This is a genomic window from Bartonella sp. AP258QHHD (genome assembly GCF_042196145.1).
Lineage (GTDB): Bacteria > Pseudomonadota > Alphaproteobacteria > Rhizobiales > Rhizobiaceae > Bartonella.
The window spans coordinates 62,545-79,711 of sequence record NZ_JBHIPR010000047.1 but is presented as its reverse complement, the minus strand read 5'-3'; the positions used below and the strand labels follow the sequence as shown (position 1 = coordinate 79,711).

Genomic DNA, 17,167 nt, shown 5'->3' with positions numbered 1-17,167 from the left:
ATACCTTATCTCAAAAAAGAGCAGAATAACATTGAGAATTGCTAAGAAAACACATTGATTAGGGGAAAGGTTGAGATAATGTATAATTCAAACTTTGGAGAAACATTTATGAACAAAGTAGAGTGATGTAATGACAGTCTTTGAAAGTAAATTGAGTACTATAAAAATGAATCAACGCCGCGGTTTTTTATTTATTCTCTCTTCACCTTCAGGTGCTGGTAAATCAACAATTTCTCGATTACTTCTAAAAGAGGGACAATTAGAGCTTTCCGTAAGTATGACCACAAGGAAAAGGCGTCCTAGTGAAGTAGATGGGCTGCATTATTACTTTATTTCAAAGGAAGAGTTTGAATATAAGCGTGATAGGAATGAATTTATTGAGTGGGCAGAAGTTCACGGAAATTATTATGGCACTTTACGTGAAACTGTTGAAAGCGCATTGAATGCTGGCCAAGATATGTTATTTGATATTGATTATCAAGGTACCGAGCAGCTGCAAAAAAAGATGCTAGGAGACACTGTATCTGTTTTTATTCTTCCACCATCAATGAAAGAGCTTGTTTCGCGTTTACATCGTCGAGCAGAAGATAGTCAAGATACTATCAATTTGCGATTGGAAAATGCACGAACGGAGTTAAAGCATTGGCTTTCTTATGATTATGTTGTGATTAACGAAGATTTAGATCAGTCTTTATCTTTTATTAAATCAATTTATTTAGCTGAAACCGTAAAACGTGAGCGTTGTTCTTATCTTGGTTCTTTTGTTGATGGGCTTATTGCTGAAAAAATCGATAAATATTGTGATTAAAAAAGGTTTTATAACACAAAGTGCATGTTTTAGAGCACTAGATGCGCTAAAGTTACAAATTCAGAAACCGAGAGCGTTTCAGCACGGCGCATTCCATCAATTCCAGCTTTTTCTAATAGCTCTTCACCTCCAAGTGTTTTGAGATTTTGACGAAGCATTTTTCGTCTTTGCCCAAAGGCGGTTTTTGTGACGAGGCTTAGTTTTTGTGCAGAGCAGGCAAGAGGTTGTGTTCGCGGAATAATATGAACAACGGAAGACGTTACTTTAGGTATTGGTATGAAGGCTTGAGGGGGGACATCAAAAGCAATTTTAGCAGTTGTACGCCAGCCAGTTAAGACACTAAGACGTCCATAATGAGTAGATTGAGGTTTAGCTGTAATCCGTTTGGCAACTTCACGTTGAAACATCAATGTCATTGATTCATAAAAAGGAGGCCATGGTTCAGTCAAAAGCCAATTTAATAAGAGTTGTGTCCCAATATTATAGGGAAGATTTGCAATAATGCGCGGTTTTACAGGGCTTGTTTCAAAGAGTTTTGAGAAATCTTGCTTCAGTGCATCATTACAAATAACTTTTAATTTTTTAGGATAGTGTTTTTCTATTTCTAAGAGAGCCGGTATGCAGCGCTCATCGCGTTCTATTGCTGTTACAATGGCACCCTTTGCTAGCAAGGCACGTGTGAGACCTCCAGGACCTGGACCAATTTCAAGAACAGGTTTTCCTTCTATATTGCCTGCTTGATGAGCAATTTTAGATGTTAAATTAAGATCAAAAAGAAAATTCTGCCCCAAAGATTTATGCGCTTGTAATCCATATATATCAATGACCTCACGCAGAGGAGGGAGATTATCTATTGGCATGGGTTTAAACTATTTTTTGCAAGTTGATTTGCAAGTTTAAGAGCAGCAATAAAGCTTTCAGGAGAGGCTATCCCTTTATCAGCAATGTCAAAAGCAGTTCCGTGATCTGGAGATGTGCGAATAAAAGGTAGACCTAACGTGACATTAACAGTGCTGTCAAAGTCTAATGTCTTAACAGGGATAAGGGCTTGATCATGATACATACAAATGGCAACGTCATATGCCTTTCTTGCGCATTCATGGAACATTGTGTCGGCAGGCAGCGGGCCTGCAATATTGAGTCCTTTCTTTTTAAGATATTCAATAGCAGGAGTGATAACTTCAATATCTTCTTTTCCCATTGCACCTCCTTCTCCAGCATGAGGATTAAGACCAGCAACAGCTAGTCGGGGTGACGTTATTTTAAACCTTGTTTTTAAGTCATATTCAGTAGTAAGTACCGTTTGAATAATTAAATCACGGGTAAGCTGTGAAGGAACATTTTTAAATGGAATATGAACAGTTATTGGTACTGTTTTTAATCGGGGTCCTGCTAACATCATAACTGGATGATAACATTTATGAAAAGCTTTATGGGCTAAATCGGCTAAAAATTCTGTATGACCTGGAAATCGAAAACCGGCATCATAAAGACTCTTTTTTGCAATAGGACAAGTGATAAGTGCACATGCATGGCCATTTTGAATCAATTGAACACAGCGTTTAATTGCTTCAATAATTCCAGCTGTATTTTTCGATGAAGGTATACCTAATTGATCACTTTGTTTGTTTTTTAACGGTATGATAGGAAGAGCTTTTTGAAAATTTTTTGCAGGATTATTGATTAAAACAGATTGCACCTCAACATCAATCTGTAAAAAACGAGCGCGCGAACGAATAACATCTGGATCAGCAAGAAGTACAAAAGGTGGAATTTGGCGCGTAACACGCAAATTCCACGCTTTTAGTACTATTTCAGGACCAATTCCGGCAGGATCACCACCGCTAACAATAAGAGCAGCCATTATGAATTTTGAATGCGTGCCACTCGGCGCAGTTCTTCTAAATATTTGTCGCTTAATTCTTCAAGTTTTTGCGGGCTTCTTTTTTTACTATCTTGAAGAGAAAATATCAGTCGAGCGACATAATCATCAGAAACTCTTTTTATTTTGCAGACAGCAATTGCTTCGATTCCATCAGATGTTTCTTGTAATTTTGTCATTTTTCCAGCAGGCGTTTCAAGAATAGCTTGTTCCCATGCATTAGGAAGTTGTGGCTCCAGAAACTTTCCTAAGTGGCGGATAGTAACGTCTAAAATACCTCTTGCTTGATTGTGAGCATTGGCACATCCACGGAAATGTGCGCGAAAATTACTTGCTTCTCTTTGACGTCTTTCAAAGATCTCTGAACGACGATGTGCAGGAATGACAAAAACAATTCGCTGTAATGTATATTCGTTGGTTGAAGGTTTTACACCACCATTTTTTAATATTCTGCGTACAGCTTCTTGTTCGCTAATCATACCTGTTTCAGCTTGATAGCGTGCGCTAACAAGACGCCCCCATCCTATTTGTCCACGGATGTAATCTTTAAAGTGTTGCACTGTGATCTCAGTTTGGATCAGAATCTGGTTGAGCTGATCAATCGTCATATTATTTTGTGTCGCAAAATTCTCAAAAGCTCTATCAACTTCATCATTGCTTACTTCAATATTACGACGTTTTATTTCAATATTTTTTAGCTTTTCATCAATAAGCTCTTTTTTAGCCTGTGCCACCAAATTGCCTTGCTTTTGTTGTAGCCTGAGAAAAGCAAGGCGTCGTTGTATATCATAATTTGTGATGGGGTTGCCATTAACTGTAACAACAATAGAAGTCTGCGCAAAGACTGTCGGAATCAAAAATCCATTTATTAGCAGGCTACTTACGCTCAAAGATGCAATGTAAAATAAAGCAAGAAAACGCTTTTTCAATTTATTCATGTAAATAGGCTTTCGCATTGTTTATTAATTCTCATCAACAACTTAAAATACACGCTTTCTTTCATAAAAACAATGATAAGTTAAATGACTGATACATTCCCTTTATAAATTAATCTATCTTTTTTCCGATATCTGCAATCGTACGCAATGAAAGAGAGAAATTAAAGTTTTGCAAGGGTGCTTTCCTGCCTGGATTCGTTACCTGTTGATAACCGAATGTTAACCCGAAACATTCATCCATATAACTCAAGCTAATTCCTCGCTTTATAAATGTACCAGATACTAAATCATAACCGGCGTTGCTATTAATGGACCAATAATCTGCTAATTTAAGTCCTGTTTGAAAAGAAATTTCTTGGCGCTCTTGAGAATATTCATAATCTGGTTGCTTTGCGATATAGGCATATTGTAGAGCCGCCCAAAAATTTTGCCATTTTTGTGATGCTTCGATTTCACTACGGCGGATTTTTCCTGTTTTTTTGTCAAAGCGTCCACGCGTTTCTAAGGAAAAACCACTTTTATGGGTTGTACCAAACATTGCAACATAGTCTGAACGTTTTGCCTCTAAGCTAGAATGAGTACCGACATTGATAAAGTCCTTTTCTGCAAAAGAATTCTTTCCTGCTAGATGGAAGGATTGTCCAATGAGACCATAAAGAGACCAATTATCATTAAGGCTTCCAGAATATCTTATACCTATATTGGCTCTTGTACCACCTTCTACACGATCATAACCAGAAAATTTGTCTCGTTGAAAGAGAGTGGTTGCATCAAAGACAAAGCTTTGAGCATCTTCATTAGGAATTTGTCCAATAGATTGTTCATTATTGCGTATAAAAATTTGTGCAGTTGGTTCTATAATATGTGTAGAATGATCAGCTGTAATGAGGAAGGGATAACGTAGTTCCAACCCTGCTGTTGCCATGCCACGAATTGCTGAACCATGAATTGCGGATAAGGCATTGTTTTCTATAGAATCTGTGTGATTTTCGCTTGCATTGGTTGTAATGATATCAGCTCGTAGAGAGAGAAGAGGGGTTAAGATGAGTCCGTTGTGCGTGTTGAAGCGCTTTTTCCACTGAAGCTCGTTTGTTAAACGCAAACTATTTCCAGCCATACCAGAAAGTTTTACTGTGTTGAGAGGGTTTCCGTTCTGGTCGGGTGAACTGAAGTCAGCATGGCGACGATAAACTGATTGCATATTACTATGGAAGGTAAGCTCTCCATTATAAATGGGTTCATCTGGTGTGAAAAAATAATCGATGCGTGGTAAGACCCACGCTTGTCGAGAGTGACGTTCATAATGAGGATCATTCAGTATTGAATCTTGAACTTTAAAATGATAAAAACGCATATCAAAATAATTTTTTCCTGCAAGACCATTCAAATAGATCTGAGAAAGTTGTGTAGGATTGTTATAGTTTTCAAGTTTATAGGCACGACTAAAATGCCGATCCGATTGTGCAAGAATATCCCATCCATAAGTCCAGTGTGAGTTAATACGAAAATCCCCCTTTGTCGCCAGCATATAACGGTTTTTATGTTGGGCATCAATCGTATCATTATCAAATCTATGCGGTTTCATTTGATATATATGAGCAAAGCGAATGTTATAACGGCCCGTTTTTAAACGCTGACGCCATTCCCCTTCGGTTAAAAGCCCTTGTTGGGTATAAACCGTAGAAGAAAGGGTAAAATCATAATGGGGGGCGAGATTCCAGAAATAAGAATTCTTTATCCCCATACCGAGATAATCAGTATAAAAAAAATGAGGAGTAAGCAGACCGCTAGCACGCCTGACAGTTGGATCATAGATCTCAAAATTTGGAAATTTTATAATCGGTACACCAAAAACTTCAAAACTGCTATTTTCAAACCGAATTTTTTTGACGCTATTATTCCATATGATCTTTCTTGCTTTAATTTTCCATAGGACGTCTCGATCTGGTTTATAAGAGCAAGGTTCACAGGCTGTATAGGTTGCATTTTCAAAGACTGTTATGTGATTGTGTTTGCGTGTAGCATTTTGGGCTGAAAAGTGAACATTGTTGGCTGTATCAATACGTAAGGCGTTTACAAAACCCTCGCCAAGATCTTTGGTCATATCAATTTGGTTGGAATAAATTTTATTACCATCCTTTTGAGTAATTTCAACGTTCCCTTGTGCTATAAGCCGTCCTGTTTTTTGATTGTAAATAATTTTTTGAGCGACAACTTTATTGCCATCATATTCGATTTGGACATTACCGTGTGCAGAAACAGTGTTTTCATCACGATTGTAGATGAGTTCATCCGCAGAGAGCAAAAGAGGAGGTTCCGGATTTTGAATGCGACTTTGAGAAGGAGATTGAAGGCTTTGAGCGTGCGCACAATAAGATAAAGCACCTCCTAAAATAACCCCCACAACACTTTTAAAAGCGAGAGCACTTAATTTTGTTAAAATAGTTTTTTTAAGTGTTAATGCTTTCACTTAGCCATCCTCTTTATGAAGTAAAAAAGAGATTCCTAAGAATAACGCAATAACAACGGGTGTCCAAGCTGCAATAATTGGTGGAATATATCCAGCATTACCAAAAGCTTGAACAAGTACGGAAATAACATAAAGTATAAACCCAGCTATTACGCCACCAAGAATCAACATTCTAGATTGCCCAAAACGTGTAAAATTTAAAGATACAGTTGCTGCAATGAGGGTCATTGCCACAAGCAATGCCGGTAATGCAATCAGAGATTGGAAATACATATCAAAATTATTAGCAGAATAGCCAAATGAACGTGCAATCATAATTTGTTTTGGCAATTGGTAAAATGGAATAGTTGCGGGATTCACTAAACGTTCCGTTAAAAATTCAGGTTTTAGATTGGTTTTTATTTGCAACACGGTAAATTTTTCAGGAGGATGCCCTATTTTATAGATTGTTCCATTTGTTAATAGCCAGAATCCATTAGTCAAGGTTGCTTTTGGGACGTTAATCCAATTTTTAACGGTTGCATTGTCATTGTATTGTACAAAGGTTGCATCGAGAAGAGAAAGTCCTTGATCGGTGATAGATTTAGCACCAATGGTTGTTCTGCCTAAATTTGTACGTTGTGTTAACCAGTGGATACTTGTATTGTGAAGAGGTGTTAGTACATTGTGATTGCGCCATTCAGTCATCTTTTTTTCTGCTTGAGAAAATCCCCATGCAGCAAGTGGATTAATGAGAAGAATTGAAAATAATCCTAAAAGAAAAGCTCCAAAACAAGCTGGCATAAGAAATTGCCATGCAGAAATACCGATTGAACGAGTCACCACAAGTTCAAGTTTTTTGTTGAGCGAGATAAGCGTTGCTATTGCAGAAAAGAGTGCAATGAAAGGGATAAGTTGTTGCATGATAAAAGGGATGCGTAAAGCAGAGAGGAAAAATGCATCTTTTGCTGTATAATGCGGAAGGGAAGATAGCCTACCGGAATTCTCTGTGAAATCGATTAAAAGAGCAAGAACAAAAATGCTCCCCCAGAAATAACAAGTTATTTTAAGATAACGTATAAAAAAATATCGTCCAAGTGTCCACCCAATCATGATATTTTATCCGAGGAATCTTGAGATTTTCGCTGTTCAAATTTGTTCATTATTTTTTGAAAAGCGATTTGAAGTATCTCATTAACTTTTGTGGGAAGCCCAATTTTATGATTCGTTAAAAGCATAAAAAAGACAAATGCACTTGTTCCTATAGGTATAATATAAAGGAGAGGAACGTATGCAAGATCGCTTTTTGCTTTTTCTGCGAAAAAATATCCTATCCAATACACCAGAAAAGAGAGGGCAATTGCCGAGAGATTTGCGGAATGACGAGCTTGTCGATGGGAGCGTACATCCCCTGCGGCTGCTAATGCAATAAGTGAAAAAACAATAGGGTAGAGCCATTGTGTTAATCTGCGGTGAAATTCAGCTTTATATTGGAGTGGTTTTCGTTGATAGTAGGGATCTTTTGGGTCAGGGTTTTGTAAATAAGAAAGAGACCGATCTTTTGGATAAAGAGTAGGTGTTTTATCACTGGGGATAAACTCTCCTAGGCTAAAAGTATATGAGCTAAATTGCACGATTGAAACACTGTTATTTTGATGATTGACTCTTTCTATTTCACCGTTATTGAGAACCAGAAAACTGCCGTTTTTATTGCTCACAATGGATGCGTCTGTTGCATAATAAAAAAGATCAGTCTTAGGATCACGCTGGTCGGCAATGAAAAGGCGTTCAAGTGTTCCATTTGGATTTCGTTCGCCAATTTCTATGTAAAGGTTATTGGCGAGTTTTTGGAAGCTCCCTTCACTAATGAATAGATTAATAAGATCAAAATGAGCGCTTGCTAGCATTTGTCGCATATGAAGACGCGCTTGAGGAACAACAAAATTAGCTATAGAAAAGGAGATACAGGATGCAACAATAGCAAGAAGAAGGATAGGTTTCCAAACAGTACTTTTAGGAAAACCAGAGGCATTGATGACAGCAAGTTCTGAGTCTTGATGCATTGCTGAGAGGATGGTTGTAATTGCGATCACTAATGCAAACGGAATGACAACAAAAATAACAGAAGGAACCAATGAGAGTGAAAATTGTAAGACTGTGAGGAGTGTTTGTTTACTTGTTGTGAGAAAGTTTATCCGTGCAAGAATTTGTATAGTCCAACTAACGCCCACTGCTGCAATCATGACAGAACTAAACAAAACAAGGACACGTTTCAGGATGTAGAACTCAATAATACGCATAAATTGGGGAAAATCCTCAGTTTTTAATTCGATAGCAAATATTCTTACTGCTTTCGGTTAAAATGTAATAAAGTTTGTAAAAATATCCTTTCATGAATTGGATATTTTTACCAAATAAATAATATAAAATTGCCTATGAGGTCCTCTTTAAATTTTCCGTACATTATATTTTATTTTCAACTATAGTCTACAAAGAATCTAGAAGAATCTAGAAAATAACTTAAAAAACTTTTTTATTAACGTTGAAGATAAAAATTTTTGTCTTTTAAAGACACGTGCAAAAAGATAATGCATCTCAATCAAAAAAGAGGGTTTATATCTTGAACCGTTTCCTTTGTATTAGGGATATAGAAGTTTTTTTAAAAAGATGTTAGCTTTTTTATAAAGAATGATGAAAGCTTAAGAGATTGGATATTTTATTCTATCATTTGACGCAGTCAACGCTGAAGGATATTTTGCCGACGCTTGTGGAGCGTGCATTGGCTCGTTTTGGTAAAGTAACAATACAGTGTGTGAGTAAAGAACAACGCGATTCTATAGATATACATTTATGGGTTTATACTGATGAATCATTTATTGGACATGGAACGGAGTGTGATCAATATCCAAACTTTCAGCCTGTATTTCTTACGACAGGACAAGAAAATCCGAATGATTCAAAGATTCGTTTTCTCATAGAGGGAGCTGTTTGTTCGGATATTGATGCTTATCAACGGCTTGTCGTGATATTTGATGGTAGAAGTGAAGAGCAGTTGAATCTCGTTCGTGCACAGTGGAAAAAATATAAAATGGAAAATCATAATTTAACGTATTGGCAACAGACTGAAGATCGTCGCTGGGAAAAACAGATTTAATGCGTCTTGTATCTATTGTTCTGATTTTTATAGGATTACTGGGAATAGTAAATCCTGCACTTTTTATTACGGAAGGCTCAGGGGGAGGGCGTTGGGTTTTTATTGTGATTTTTCTTTTAGGCATGTTAAATATATGGACTATAATTAAAAAAACGAAACGCCATAATGATGATCATTGATCGAATTTTGCTTGTTTTATGGGCTGTGATGTTGGCCTTCTTTTGCGTTTCATGGTTGGGGACAACGCATATCTTATCAGAAATGTTTGCTGTTTCTTATATAAGCAATATTGCAGATTTTTTATTTTTCTTTTTGAGTGCCTTGTTTGCAGGAATATTGTGGTGGAAAATACCTCAACCCCTATCTTTAAAAACGAAACTGGCAGCATTTTTGCCGCCAGTCCTTATTTTATTCTTCGTTATTATATTTTAGTTGGATATTTCATCATCTGTAAATCCGACGAAGCAAATCAGTGAAATAAAAGAAGCAAGAAGCAAATAATAACCGATATAAGATGTATCGAAATGTTGCACCAGATATTCTGCAATATAAGGCGCGAGAGATGCTCCTACAATAGCAGATAAATTGAAAGTAATAGAAGAACCGGTATATCGAATTGCTGTTGGGTATGGTGAAGCCAAAACAGCACCAAGAGGACTGTATATCATTCCCATGAGAGACAAACCGATAACAGACATTGCAAGGACTCCTATAACTCCAGAATTTAAGAAATAAGGAATTGCGAAAGAATAAATACCGGTGATGATTGTAATCCAAATCATCAAAGTTCTACGTCTAATACGGTCAGCGAGTCTTCCCGTGATGACAGTAAAAATCCCACAAAAAATAGCACCGACAATTTCGATTTGAAGAGCTTGATGAAATGGCAATTGCAAATGGTTTGTTGAATAGCTTAACAAATATGTAGTAACCAAGTAAAACAAAACAAAAGTTGCCATACCAGAAAATATTCCAAGAAATAGGATTCGTGGACATTTTAAAAAGACATCTATGATAGGAACTTTGACATGTTTTTTACTTTCAAGAGTTTTTTTGAATTGAACAGTTTCATTGATTGAAAGACGGACCCATAATCCTATAATCATAAAAACAACTGAAGCAATAAAAGGAATACGCCATCCCCAGGCTAAAAGTTCTTCACGATCAAGGAAATGCAGCAGACCCAAATAAACAGCAATAGATAAAAACAAACCTATTGAAACGCCTAATTGGGGGAACATTGCATACCAGCCGCGCTTTTCTGGAGGGGCATTTTCTGTTGCGAGCAAAACAGCTCCTCCCCATTCTCCTCCTAATCCAATTCCCTGTCCAATACGGCACAAGGTTAAGAGGAAAGGGGCAAACCACCCAGCTATTTCATAAGTAGGAAGAAAACCAATAATGACTGTTGAAAGACCCATTGTGAGAAGAGAAGCGATAAGTGTTGCTTTTCTTCCAATTTTATCTCCAAAATGTCCAAAAACAACTGATCCAAAAGGGCGGGCAAAAAAGGCTGCTCCAAATATTAGGAAAGATTGTAAAATGGCAATTTGATCATTTTGTGTTGGAAAAAACACATGAGGAAATATAAGAGCTGCGGCAGTGCCAAAGACATAAAAATCAAAGAATTCAATTGTTGGGCCAATAAGGCTTGCAAATAAAATCCGACGAGGGGAGTTTCTGTTGCTTGTAGCTTTCATTTCTGAGTTTATAGACATGAATAGAATGTCCCTTTCAGTATATGACAAATCAAATGACGAGTTAACTGACTATAACTATAGAAATTTCAAATCAGTGTCGAGTCAATATTATGACACTTCGTTATATATTAGAACAATGATTATGGGCTGATGAGTATGAATAAGTGCTCTATATATTATCCATATTGAATAAGATAAAGACACTGCTTTAAATGCTGTAGAAGATGGCAATAGGTGGCTATAAACGCAGCTCTCATTCACATTGTTGTGTCCTTTAAAGTTTAATGCCATTTTTATCTATTAAGGGATCAATCTTATTCGTAGATCAGTGTTTAGTGTCTCAAAATATTAAAAATATTTTTCATGGATGCAATTATAACACTTTTAAAGTGTATCTAAAACAAATTAAATCTTTTAGTTGTGCATGCATTTTAAAACACATGGTGTATATTTGATCTGTCAGAGCTTAATCCATCGAATGCTTTGCTATCTTAAAAGACATGAGGTTGAGCAATTACGTTGTGTTGTTTTGATCTATGCACTTTTTTCTAAATGGGAGAATTTAAATTTAAAATTATGGAGTGTAAATAATGCAACGCAAATTGAAATTAAGTTTTTGTGCGGTAATGGCCAGTGGTTTTTTTGTCAAGATTGCGAGTGCATATGGAGTAGCTACACCAAGAGAAAAGTTATTAACACCAGTAAGTATCAGTGAACACCTAGAAGAGACAAGAAAGTTGTTATCGGAAGTGAGGGGACTAAAAGAAAAAAAGGGGGGATCAAAAAAGATAGAGAATAAACAGACAGTAGAAGGAAGTGATCTTTCAGAAGAGGAAAGGAAGAGATTAGAAAAGCTATTCTTTGAAGTACTCACAAATTCAATAATAAGCGATGGTGCTACGATCTATATTACTAACCGTGACTCTGAAGGTTCTGAAATAAATAGCTTTAACTATAAAGATGCAGCTTATTCCATTAATAATACGGTTAGAGAAGGGGGAAAACTCTACATTGATGCAGCAAGTGTTAGCAGGGATACGACAATTGAGCATGGTGGGATTGAGTTTGTCCAAAACTTGAGCAGTTCGGAATATGCCGCTGTTAAAAAAGGGGGGAAACAAATTGTTGAGAATGGTGCAAATGCAGAAGGGGCTCAAATCCATGGCGGTGAGCAGATTATTTTTGGTAAGGGGTTTCTTGGGGATGGTTTGTCGCGTAAAGATAAGGAAAGTAGTGCTTATGGCACTGAAATTCATGCTGCAGATGGAATGCTAGGAATACAAAGTGTCTATAGTGGGGGGATGGCTGTTGACACAAAGATTATGAAAGGTGGTGTCCAGAATCTTGATGGTAAAGAGAATTTTCATAACGGTTTCTCAGAAGATGCTGATACAGCCGATATAAAAGATGAAGATTTTACAATTAATGAGGGGGCTTTTGCACTGAGTACCGAACTTTTTAAAAATGGTATGCAGAATATCTTTGCAGGAGGGAATGCGAGCGAAGTTACTTTATACGATAGAGCTACTCAGAAGATATATGATTCTGGATACGTGGATAATCTAACCATTAATCATCAAGCACAATCATGGGTTTTTGCCGGTGCGATATTAGATAAGGATACAAATGTTAATGATTTTGGCAACCTCTATCTCTATGCTGGAAATGGTGAAGCTGTTACGGAAGTAGAAAATCTTAATTTAAATGGAGAAGATAGCAAACTATACATTATTGCTCCTGAAGATAACAGCAAAAAACCTCACGTTAATATCCAGAATTTAACTGGAAGTGGCAGAGTTATTTTTACGTACTTAGGGACTAATAAGCATTACTCTAAGCTTAATATTGATGATCTTTCAGGTTCTTTACATTTTGATTTTAATGTCAACTTTGCCAAGCATCTTAGTGATTATCTTGTCATTAAAGAAAGTGGTTCAGGTTATCACACAATAAGTGTGGCTGATTCTGGGCGTGAAATTACAATCCCTTCCCACAAAAAGCTTAAATTAATTTCTGATCGCAGCGGAAATGCTCATTTTATTCTGGCAAACACTTTTGGTGAAAAAATCAAAGCTATTGATGCCGGAACCTATCGGTATAGTTTGAAACATAGAAACAATAAGGGGGCTGGTAAAATTTGGTATTTAGATGCGAATTATGCTCTTGATGAGACAAATACCTCTTTATTTTCTGATTTTAGCTTGCAACCATTTGCTATAGCTTCATTATCGAAGGATCTCACAGAACGCACAATTGAAAAGGGGATGATTGTTACGATTGCTGATCCTAGCTTTGATAGTAACGTTGAGAAAGTTGAAAGCACTGGAGAAACTTCGATTAGTAATACAGTTAAAGATGGTGGAAAGATCTCCGTTTATCACGGTGGTTTTAGCTTGTATACAACAATTCAAAGAGGCGGCACTGAGCTTGTTAGAACACAGGGTCTTTCACAGGATAGTACAGTTAAGAGAGAGGGAAAACAAAAGGTTAAAGATGGGGGAAAAGTTGAAGGGGCTAAAATTTACGGTGGTGAGCAGTTTGTTTCAGGAAAGTCTGATATCAAAGGGGAGATGGTAAGGAGTAGCGCTCATGACACTATCGTTTCTGGTGAGAATGGAGTGCGAGGATATCAGAATGTGTATGATGATGGAGAGGTTTTTAGCTCAAAGATCATGGAAGGAGGGGTACAAAATCTTTATGTGGAAGAAGATTTAGACCATTATAGCAGTTTTGCCTTTGATACGAAGGTCTTTTCTGGTGGACAGCAACATGTTTTAGCGGGAGGAATCGCGATTGGCGTTCTTTTAGAAGGGACTGCTTTTCAGGCAATAGATTTAGGAGGTTATGTAAAAGATTTAACCGTTAAGGATCAAGCACAATCGTGGTTACATGGTGGCGCAACATTGGAAGGAAAGACAACGGTTAATGATTCTGGACGGATTTATCTTTATGCTGGTGCAGAGCAATCTCGTACTGAAGTAGAAAAAATTGTCTTAAATGGCAGAGATACAAAATTGTACGCGATTGCCTCTAATATAGATGGTGAAAGTTCTTTGATTGAGAATCTGAGTGGGAATGGTCGTGTTATTTTTACTTCTACCGTGTTTGATCCACATTACTCTAAACTTGAGATCAATGATCTTTCAGGGAGTTTACATTTTAGGTTGCATACTAATTTTGCAGAACAGCGCGGTGATTATCTTCTGATCAAAAAAGGATCAGGTAATCACACCATAAGCGTTATCGATTCTGGTGTTGAAATTACCAATTCTCCTCTACAAGATCAGAATTTAGTTTTGGAGCTTGATTTAATTCATGTTCAAAGCGGAAATGCGCATTTTACTCTGACAGATTTTTCTGGTGAAGAGACGAGTACGATTGATGGTGGAGCCTACATGTATGGCTTAAAGACAAAAGATGATAATGGGGGAAAGACTTGGTCTTTGGCTACATCACAAATAACTTCTGCTCCTGTAATTCCTTCACCTCATGTGGAGTCGCCTATAGATAAGCTTCCTGAAAAAGAAGAAAATATGACATCGGCAAAAGATTTTAGTATCTCTGATGTAATTCATTACAGCATTGGGGAAGGAGGAGGAATTCTACAAAGCTCTTTGCTCGGTGATGATAACGTAGTTTATGTCTCTGATGATGGAGAGCAAGGTGTTCTTAAGAAGTCTATTAATAATACAATTCAGGGATCAGGAAGACTTTATGTTGAAGCTGGTGGTTTCAGTAAAAATACAACCATTGAAAATGGTGGTACTGAGATTGTAGGGGAACAGGGGGTCTCAGAATCTACGATTATTTACGAGGGTGGAAAACAAAAAGTGGAGGGGGGAGGCTCTGCATTGAGAGCTGAAATTTATGGTGGGGAGCAGCTTGTTTTCGGAAATGGTTATGTAAATGGTGGAATTGTTGGGAGCAGTGCTTATAACACGACACTTTATGGTCAAGGTGATACGCCGGGACAGCAGAATGTATATGATGATGGGATGGCTGTGGGAACAAAAGTGATGAGTGGAGGAGTACAAACTCTTGCTAAGTGGTTTCCTAATGATGATAACTTTGCAGAAAAAGCCGGCGGTTTAGCTGTAAATGCTGAAATCTTTTCAGAGGGTGTGCAGCGTGTTTTAGCAGGAGGTGAAGCAAATACAGTCATTTTACGCACTGGTGGTGTTCAAGAAGTCTATGCAGGTGGAATTGTAAAGAATCTAACGATTGAAGATAATGCTAATTCATGGATTTCTCCTGGTGCAATATTAGGAGGAGAAATAAAAGTTCAGGATTTTGGTGGGCTCCATCTTGATGCTGGAGACGATGGTCAACAAACTATAGTAGAAAACATTGAATTAAATGGAGAAGACGCTCAATTATACTCCGTTGCTCGTGGGTTTGACGACAAAAGTACACGCATTCAGCAGTTAAGCGGTGTAGGAAAAGTCATTTTTACTTCTTCTGAAGATGATTTATATTACTCTCAGCTTTATATTGATAATCTAGCAGGGAGTCTACATTTTGACCTTAATGTTAGCCTTGCAGAAGGAAAAGGTGATTACCTCTTTATTGAGAATGGGAGTGGTTTTCATACAATAAGTGTCGTAGATTCTGGTATTGAAATTGTTGATCCTTCTTCAGCAGGACTTGATTTAATTTTTGATCAAAGTGGTGACGCACATTTTACCCTGAGAAGCTTTTTTGGTGCAAATGTTAAAACTATTGATGGCGGAACCTATACGTATGGTTTAAAACAGAGAATTGATGAGGATGGGGGTGAAAAAGTTTGGTATTTATCTGCAGTATTTATTGATAATGTTTCATTTCTCAACAGTTTACCACGTAGTAGAAGCAGATCTATGCGGCATTTAAATCAAAATCAATCAGTTTTTTCTCTTTCAACTATTGCAGCACCACAAGCGCATGCTATTAAATTGCCACGTCGAAGAAAAAACCGCCAAAACTTGAATCAAAGATCCCCAGCTTCTGTATCTCCAACTGTTTCCTCTCTTGGAAGTCACGTTATTGAAGTCTTAGGTTCAGGAAGTTCTCATCCTCTTTCTGATGAAAAACAACAAACTGCTGTTTCAACCTCTTCTCAATCTTTAGCCGATCAAATGATTGTGCGTCCAGTTCATAAAGAACAACCTTTTCTACAATTGAGTGAGAAACTTTCAGTTTCTCACTTTTTGACCACTCCCTCTACAGATGCGGTATTGTCTATGTCTGTGGCTCCAGCGATGATTTTTCACAATGAAATGCAAACCGTACGTGCGGGAAGAGGAATTCTAGATAAAAGTAAAAAGAATACGGCTTTATGGACCTATGCGATTAAATCTAAAGAGAGTGTTGTTACAGAGCATATAGATTTTAAACTGGATCAGACCGGTATCGTTTTGGGGATCAATGGTTTAAGCGAGTGGGAAAATGGAGAATTTTATATAGGTGGTTTTGGCAGTTATGATCGTGCCCGTGTTGCGCATGCACGGGGGGGCATCAGTGGTATCAATACTTATGGTATTGGCGCTTATGTCACTTATTTGGATCATAGTGGATGGTATCTCGATGGTATTTTAAAATACAATCATTATCAAAATACTCTAAAGGCAGTTTCAACGAATGGTTTAGGGATTGAAGGAAGTTATAGGCAATGGGCGCTGGGCGCCTCCTTTGAAGCAGGTTATCGACTTCAGACGTCAAAGAACAGTTGGTTGCAGCCTTATGGACAATTTACATGGTTGCAAGTTGAGGGTAAAGAAATCAAGTTATCGAATGACATGACAGGTGACATGCGTCCATTCACTTCATTACGCAGTGAGGTTGGTTTATCTTTAGGATATGAATTTGGTTTTCACATGGATTCCTCATCGCTTGCGTATATTACAGCAGCATGGTTGCGTGAGAATAAAGATGACAATCAAACGTTAATTAATCAACGGCATTCATTTACCACGGACTTATCAGGGAATGCAGGTAAATTAGGAATAGGTTTAAGCAGTTTAGTGAGTGAGAAGTTAAAGTTATATGGTGAGGCCCATTATATTAAAGGGCGTAAAACAAAACAGTCCCTTCAGGGAATTATAGGTGTACGCTATAGTTTCTAAATATATGGTTATTTTTTAGTTATCTTTAAATATATGATTGTTTTTAAAGGTCTTTAATTAAAGGTTCAGAGAACAATTTTTCAGAGCACGCAGCTTCGTTGTTCATGATAAACTGTATACCCTTATATACTTGAT

At 37.3% G+C, this 17,167-nt stretch carries 12 protein-coding genes; 5 read left to right on the top strand and 7 right to left on the bottom strand.

Going from position 1 to position 17,167, the window contains the following annotated elements:
- Positions 1-130: 130 nt before the first annotated feature.
- A complete protein-coding gene (gene gmk, locus ACFIMM_RS05075) occupies positions 131-808 on the top strand; it encodes a guanylate kinase (protein ID WP_375638097.1) in 678 nt (225 codons plus the stop codon).
- A gap of 29 nt (positions 809-837) precedes the next feature.
- On the opposite strand, the gene rsmA is transcribed toward gmk, so the two are convergent.
- From rsmA to lptF, 6 genes are all read right to left on the bottom strand, one after another.
- Positions 838-1,668, bottom strand: coding sequence for a 16S rRNA (adenine(1518)-N(6)/adenine(1519)-N(6))-dimethyltransferase RsmA (gene rsmA, locus ACFIMM_RS05070; protein WP_375638098.1), 831 nt, complete (start codon positions 1,666-1,668; stop codon positions 838-840).
- Positions 1,659-2,672 (bottom strand): 4-hydroxythreonine-4-phosphate dehydrogenase PdxA, encoded by a 1,014-nt coding sequence (pdxA, locus tag ACFIMM_RS05065; RefSeq protein ID WP_375638099.1) that lies wholly within the window; start codon positions 2,670-2,672, stop codon positions 1,659-1,661. Before pdxA ends, rsmA begins: the two co-directional genes overlap by 10 nt.
- Positions 2,672-3,628 (bottom strand): SurA N-terminal domain-containing protein, encoded by a 957-nt coding sequence (locus tag ACFIMM_RS05060; protein WP_375629237.1) that lies wholly within the window; start codon positions 3,626-3,628, stop codon positions 2,672-2,674. The genes pdxA and ACFIMM_RS05060 overlap by 1 nt, the downstream gene beginning before the upstream one ends.
- 109 nt (positions 3,629-3,737) lie before the next feature.
- A complete protein-coding gene (locus ACFIMM_RS05055) occupies positions 3,738-6,098 on the bottom strand; it encodes an LPS-assembly protein LptD (protein WP_375629234.1) in 2,361 nt (786 codons plus the stop codon).
- A complete protein-coding gene (gene lptG, locus ACFIMM_RS05050; RefSeq protein ID WP_375692649.1) occupies positions 6,099-7,190 on the bottom strand; it encodes an LPS export ABC transporter permease LptG in 1,092 nt (363 codons plus the stop codon). It lies immediately after the preceding gene.
- Positions 7,187-8,377 carry an LPS export ABC transporter permease LptF gene (gene lptF / locus ACFIMM_RS05045; RefSeq protein WP_375638101.1) on the bottom strand — a complete coding sequence of 397 codons (1,191 nt, stop codon included), beginning with the start codon at positions 8,375-8,377 and terminating at the stop codon, positions 7,187-7,189. Before lptF ends, lptG begins: the two co-directional genes overlap by 4 nt.
- A gap of 407 nt (positions 8,378-8,784) precedes the next feature.
- On the opposite strand from lptF, the gene ACFIMM_RS05040 reads away from it, so the two are divergent.
- Genes ACFIMM_RS05040 through ACFIMM_RS05030 form a run of 3 tightly spaced genes read left to right on the top strand, consistent with a single transcriptional unit; the run spans position 8,785 to position 9,663 of the window.
- Positions 8,785-9,231, top strand: a complete 447-nt coding sequence (locus tag ACFIMM_RS05040; RefSeq protein ID WP_375629226.1) for a DNA polymerase III subunit chi — start codon at positions 8,785-8,787, stop codon at positions 9,229-9,231.
- Entirely contained in the window at positions 9,231-9,410 is a 180-nt protein-coding gene (locus tag ACFIMM_RS05035; protein WP_375629223.1) for a hypothetical protein, read from the top strand. The genes ACFIMM_RS05040 and ACFIMM_RS05035 overlap by 1 nt, the downstream gene beginning before the upstream one ends.
- Positions 9,400-9,663: a hypothetical protein gene (locus ACFIMM_RS05030; RefSeq protein ID WP_375629333.1), complete on the top strand. Its 264-nt coding sequence runs from the start codon at positions 9,400-9,402 to the stop codon at positions 9,661-9,663. The genes ACFIMM_RS05035 and ACFIMM_RS05030 overlap by 11 nt, the downstream gene beginning before the upstream one ends.
- Here the strand turns inward: ACFIMM_RS05030 and ACFIMM_RS05025 are convergent.
- The gene (locus ACFIMM_RS05025) at positions 9,660-10,949 is read right to left on the bottom strand and encodes an MFS transporter (protein ID WP_375611247.1); all 1,290 of its coding nucleotides are present in this window, start codon (positions 10,947-10,949) and stop codon (positions 9,660-9,662) included. The genes ACFIMM_RS05030 and ACFIMM_RS05025 overlap by 4 nt on opposite strands.
- A 572-nt stretch (positions 10,950-11,521) precedes the next feature.
- On the opposite strand from ACFIMM_RS05025, the gene bafA reads away from it, so the two are divergent.
- Positions 11,522-17,032: a BafA family autotransporter gene (bafA, locus tag ACFIMM_RS05020; RefSeq protein ID WP_375682458.1), complete on the top strand. Its 5,511-nt coding sequence runs from the start codon at positions 11,522-11,524 to the stop codon at positions 17,030-17,032.
- Positions 17,033-17,167 lie beyond the last annotated feature (135 nt).

Bases quoted from the DNA above. Each gene is read 5' to 3' on its own strand.
- lptG (WP_375692649.1), bottom strand. From the start codon at position 7,190: ATGATTGGGTGGACACTTGGACGATATTTTTTTATACGTTATCTTAAA.
- ACFIMM_RS05025 (WP_375611247.1), bottom strand. From the start codon at position 10,949: ATGTCTATAAACTCAGAAATGAAAGCTACAAGCAACAGAAACTCCCCT.
- ACFIMM_RS05035 (WP_375629223.1), top strand. From the start codon at position 9,231: ATGCGTCTTGTATCTATTGTTCTGATTTTTATAGGATTACTGGGAATA.
- rsmA (WP_375638098.1), bottom strand. From the start codon at position 1,668: ATGCCAATAGATAATCTCCCTCCTCTGCGTGAGGTCATTGATATATAT.
- gmk (WP_375638097.1), top strand. From the start codon at position 131: ATGACAGTCTTTGAAAGTAAATTGAGTACTATAAAAATGAATCAACGC.
- bafA (WP_375682458.1), top strand. From the start codon at position 11,522: ATGCAACGCAAATTGAAATTAAGTTTTTGTGCGGTAATGGCCAGTGGT.
- ACFIMM_RS05060 (WP_375629237.1), bottom strand. From the start codon at position 3,628: ATGAATAAATTGAAAAAGCGTTTTCTTGCTTTATTTTACATTGCATCT.
- pdxA (WP_375638099.1), bottom strand. From the start codon at position 2,672: ATGGCTGCTCTTATTGTTAGCGGTGGTGATCCTGCCGGAATTGGTCCT.
- lptF (WP_375638101.1), bottom strand. From the start codon at position 8,377: ATGCGTATTATTGAGTTCTACATCCTGAAACGTGTCCTTGTTTTGTTT.
- ACFIMM_RS05030 (WP_375629333.1), top strand. From the start codon at position 9,400: ATGATCATTGATCGAATTTTGCTTGTTTTATGGGCTGTGATGTTGGCC.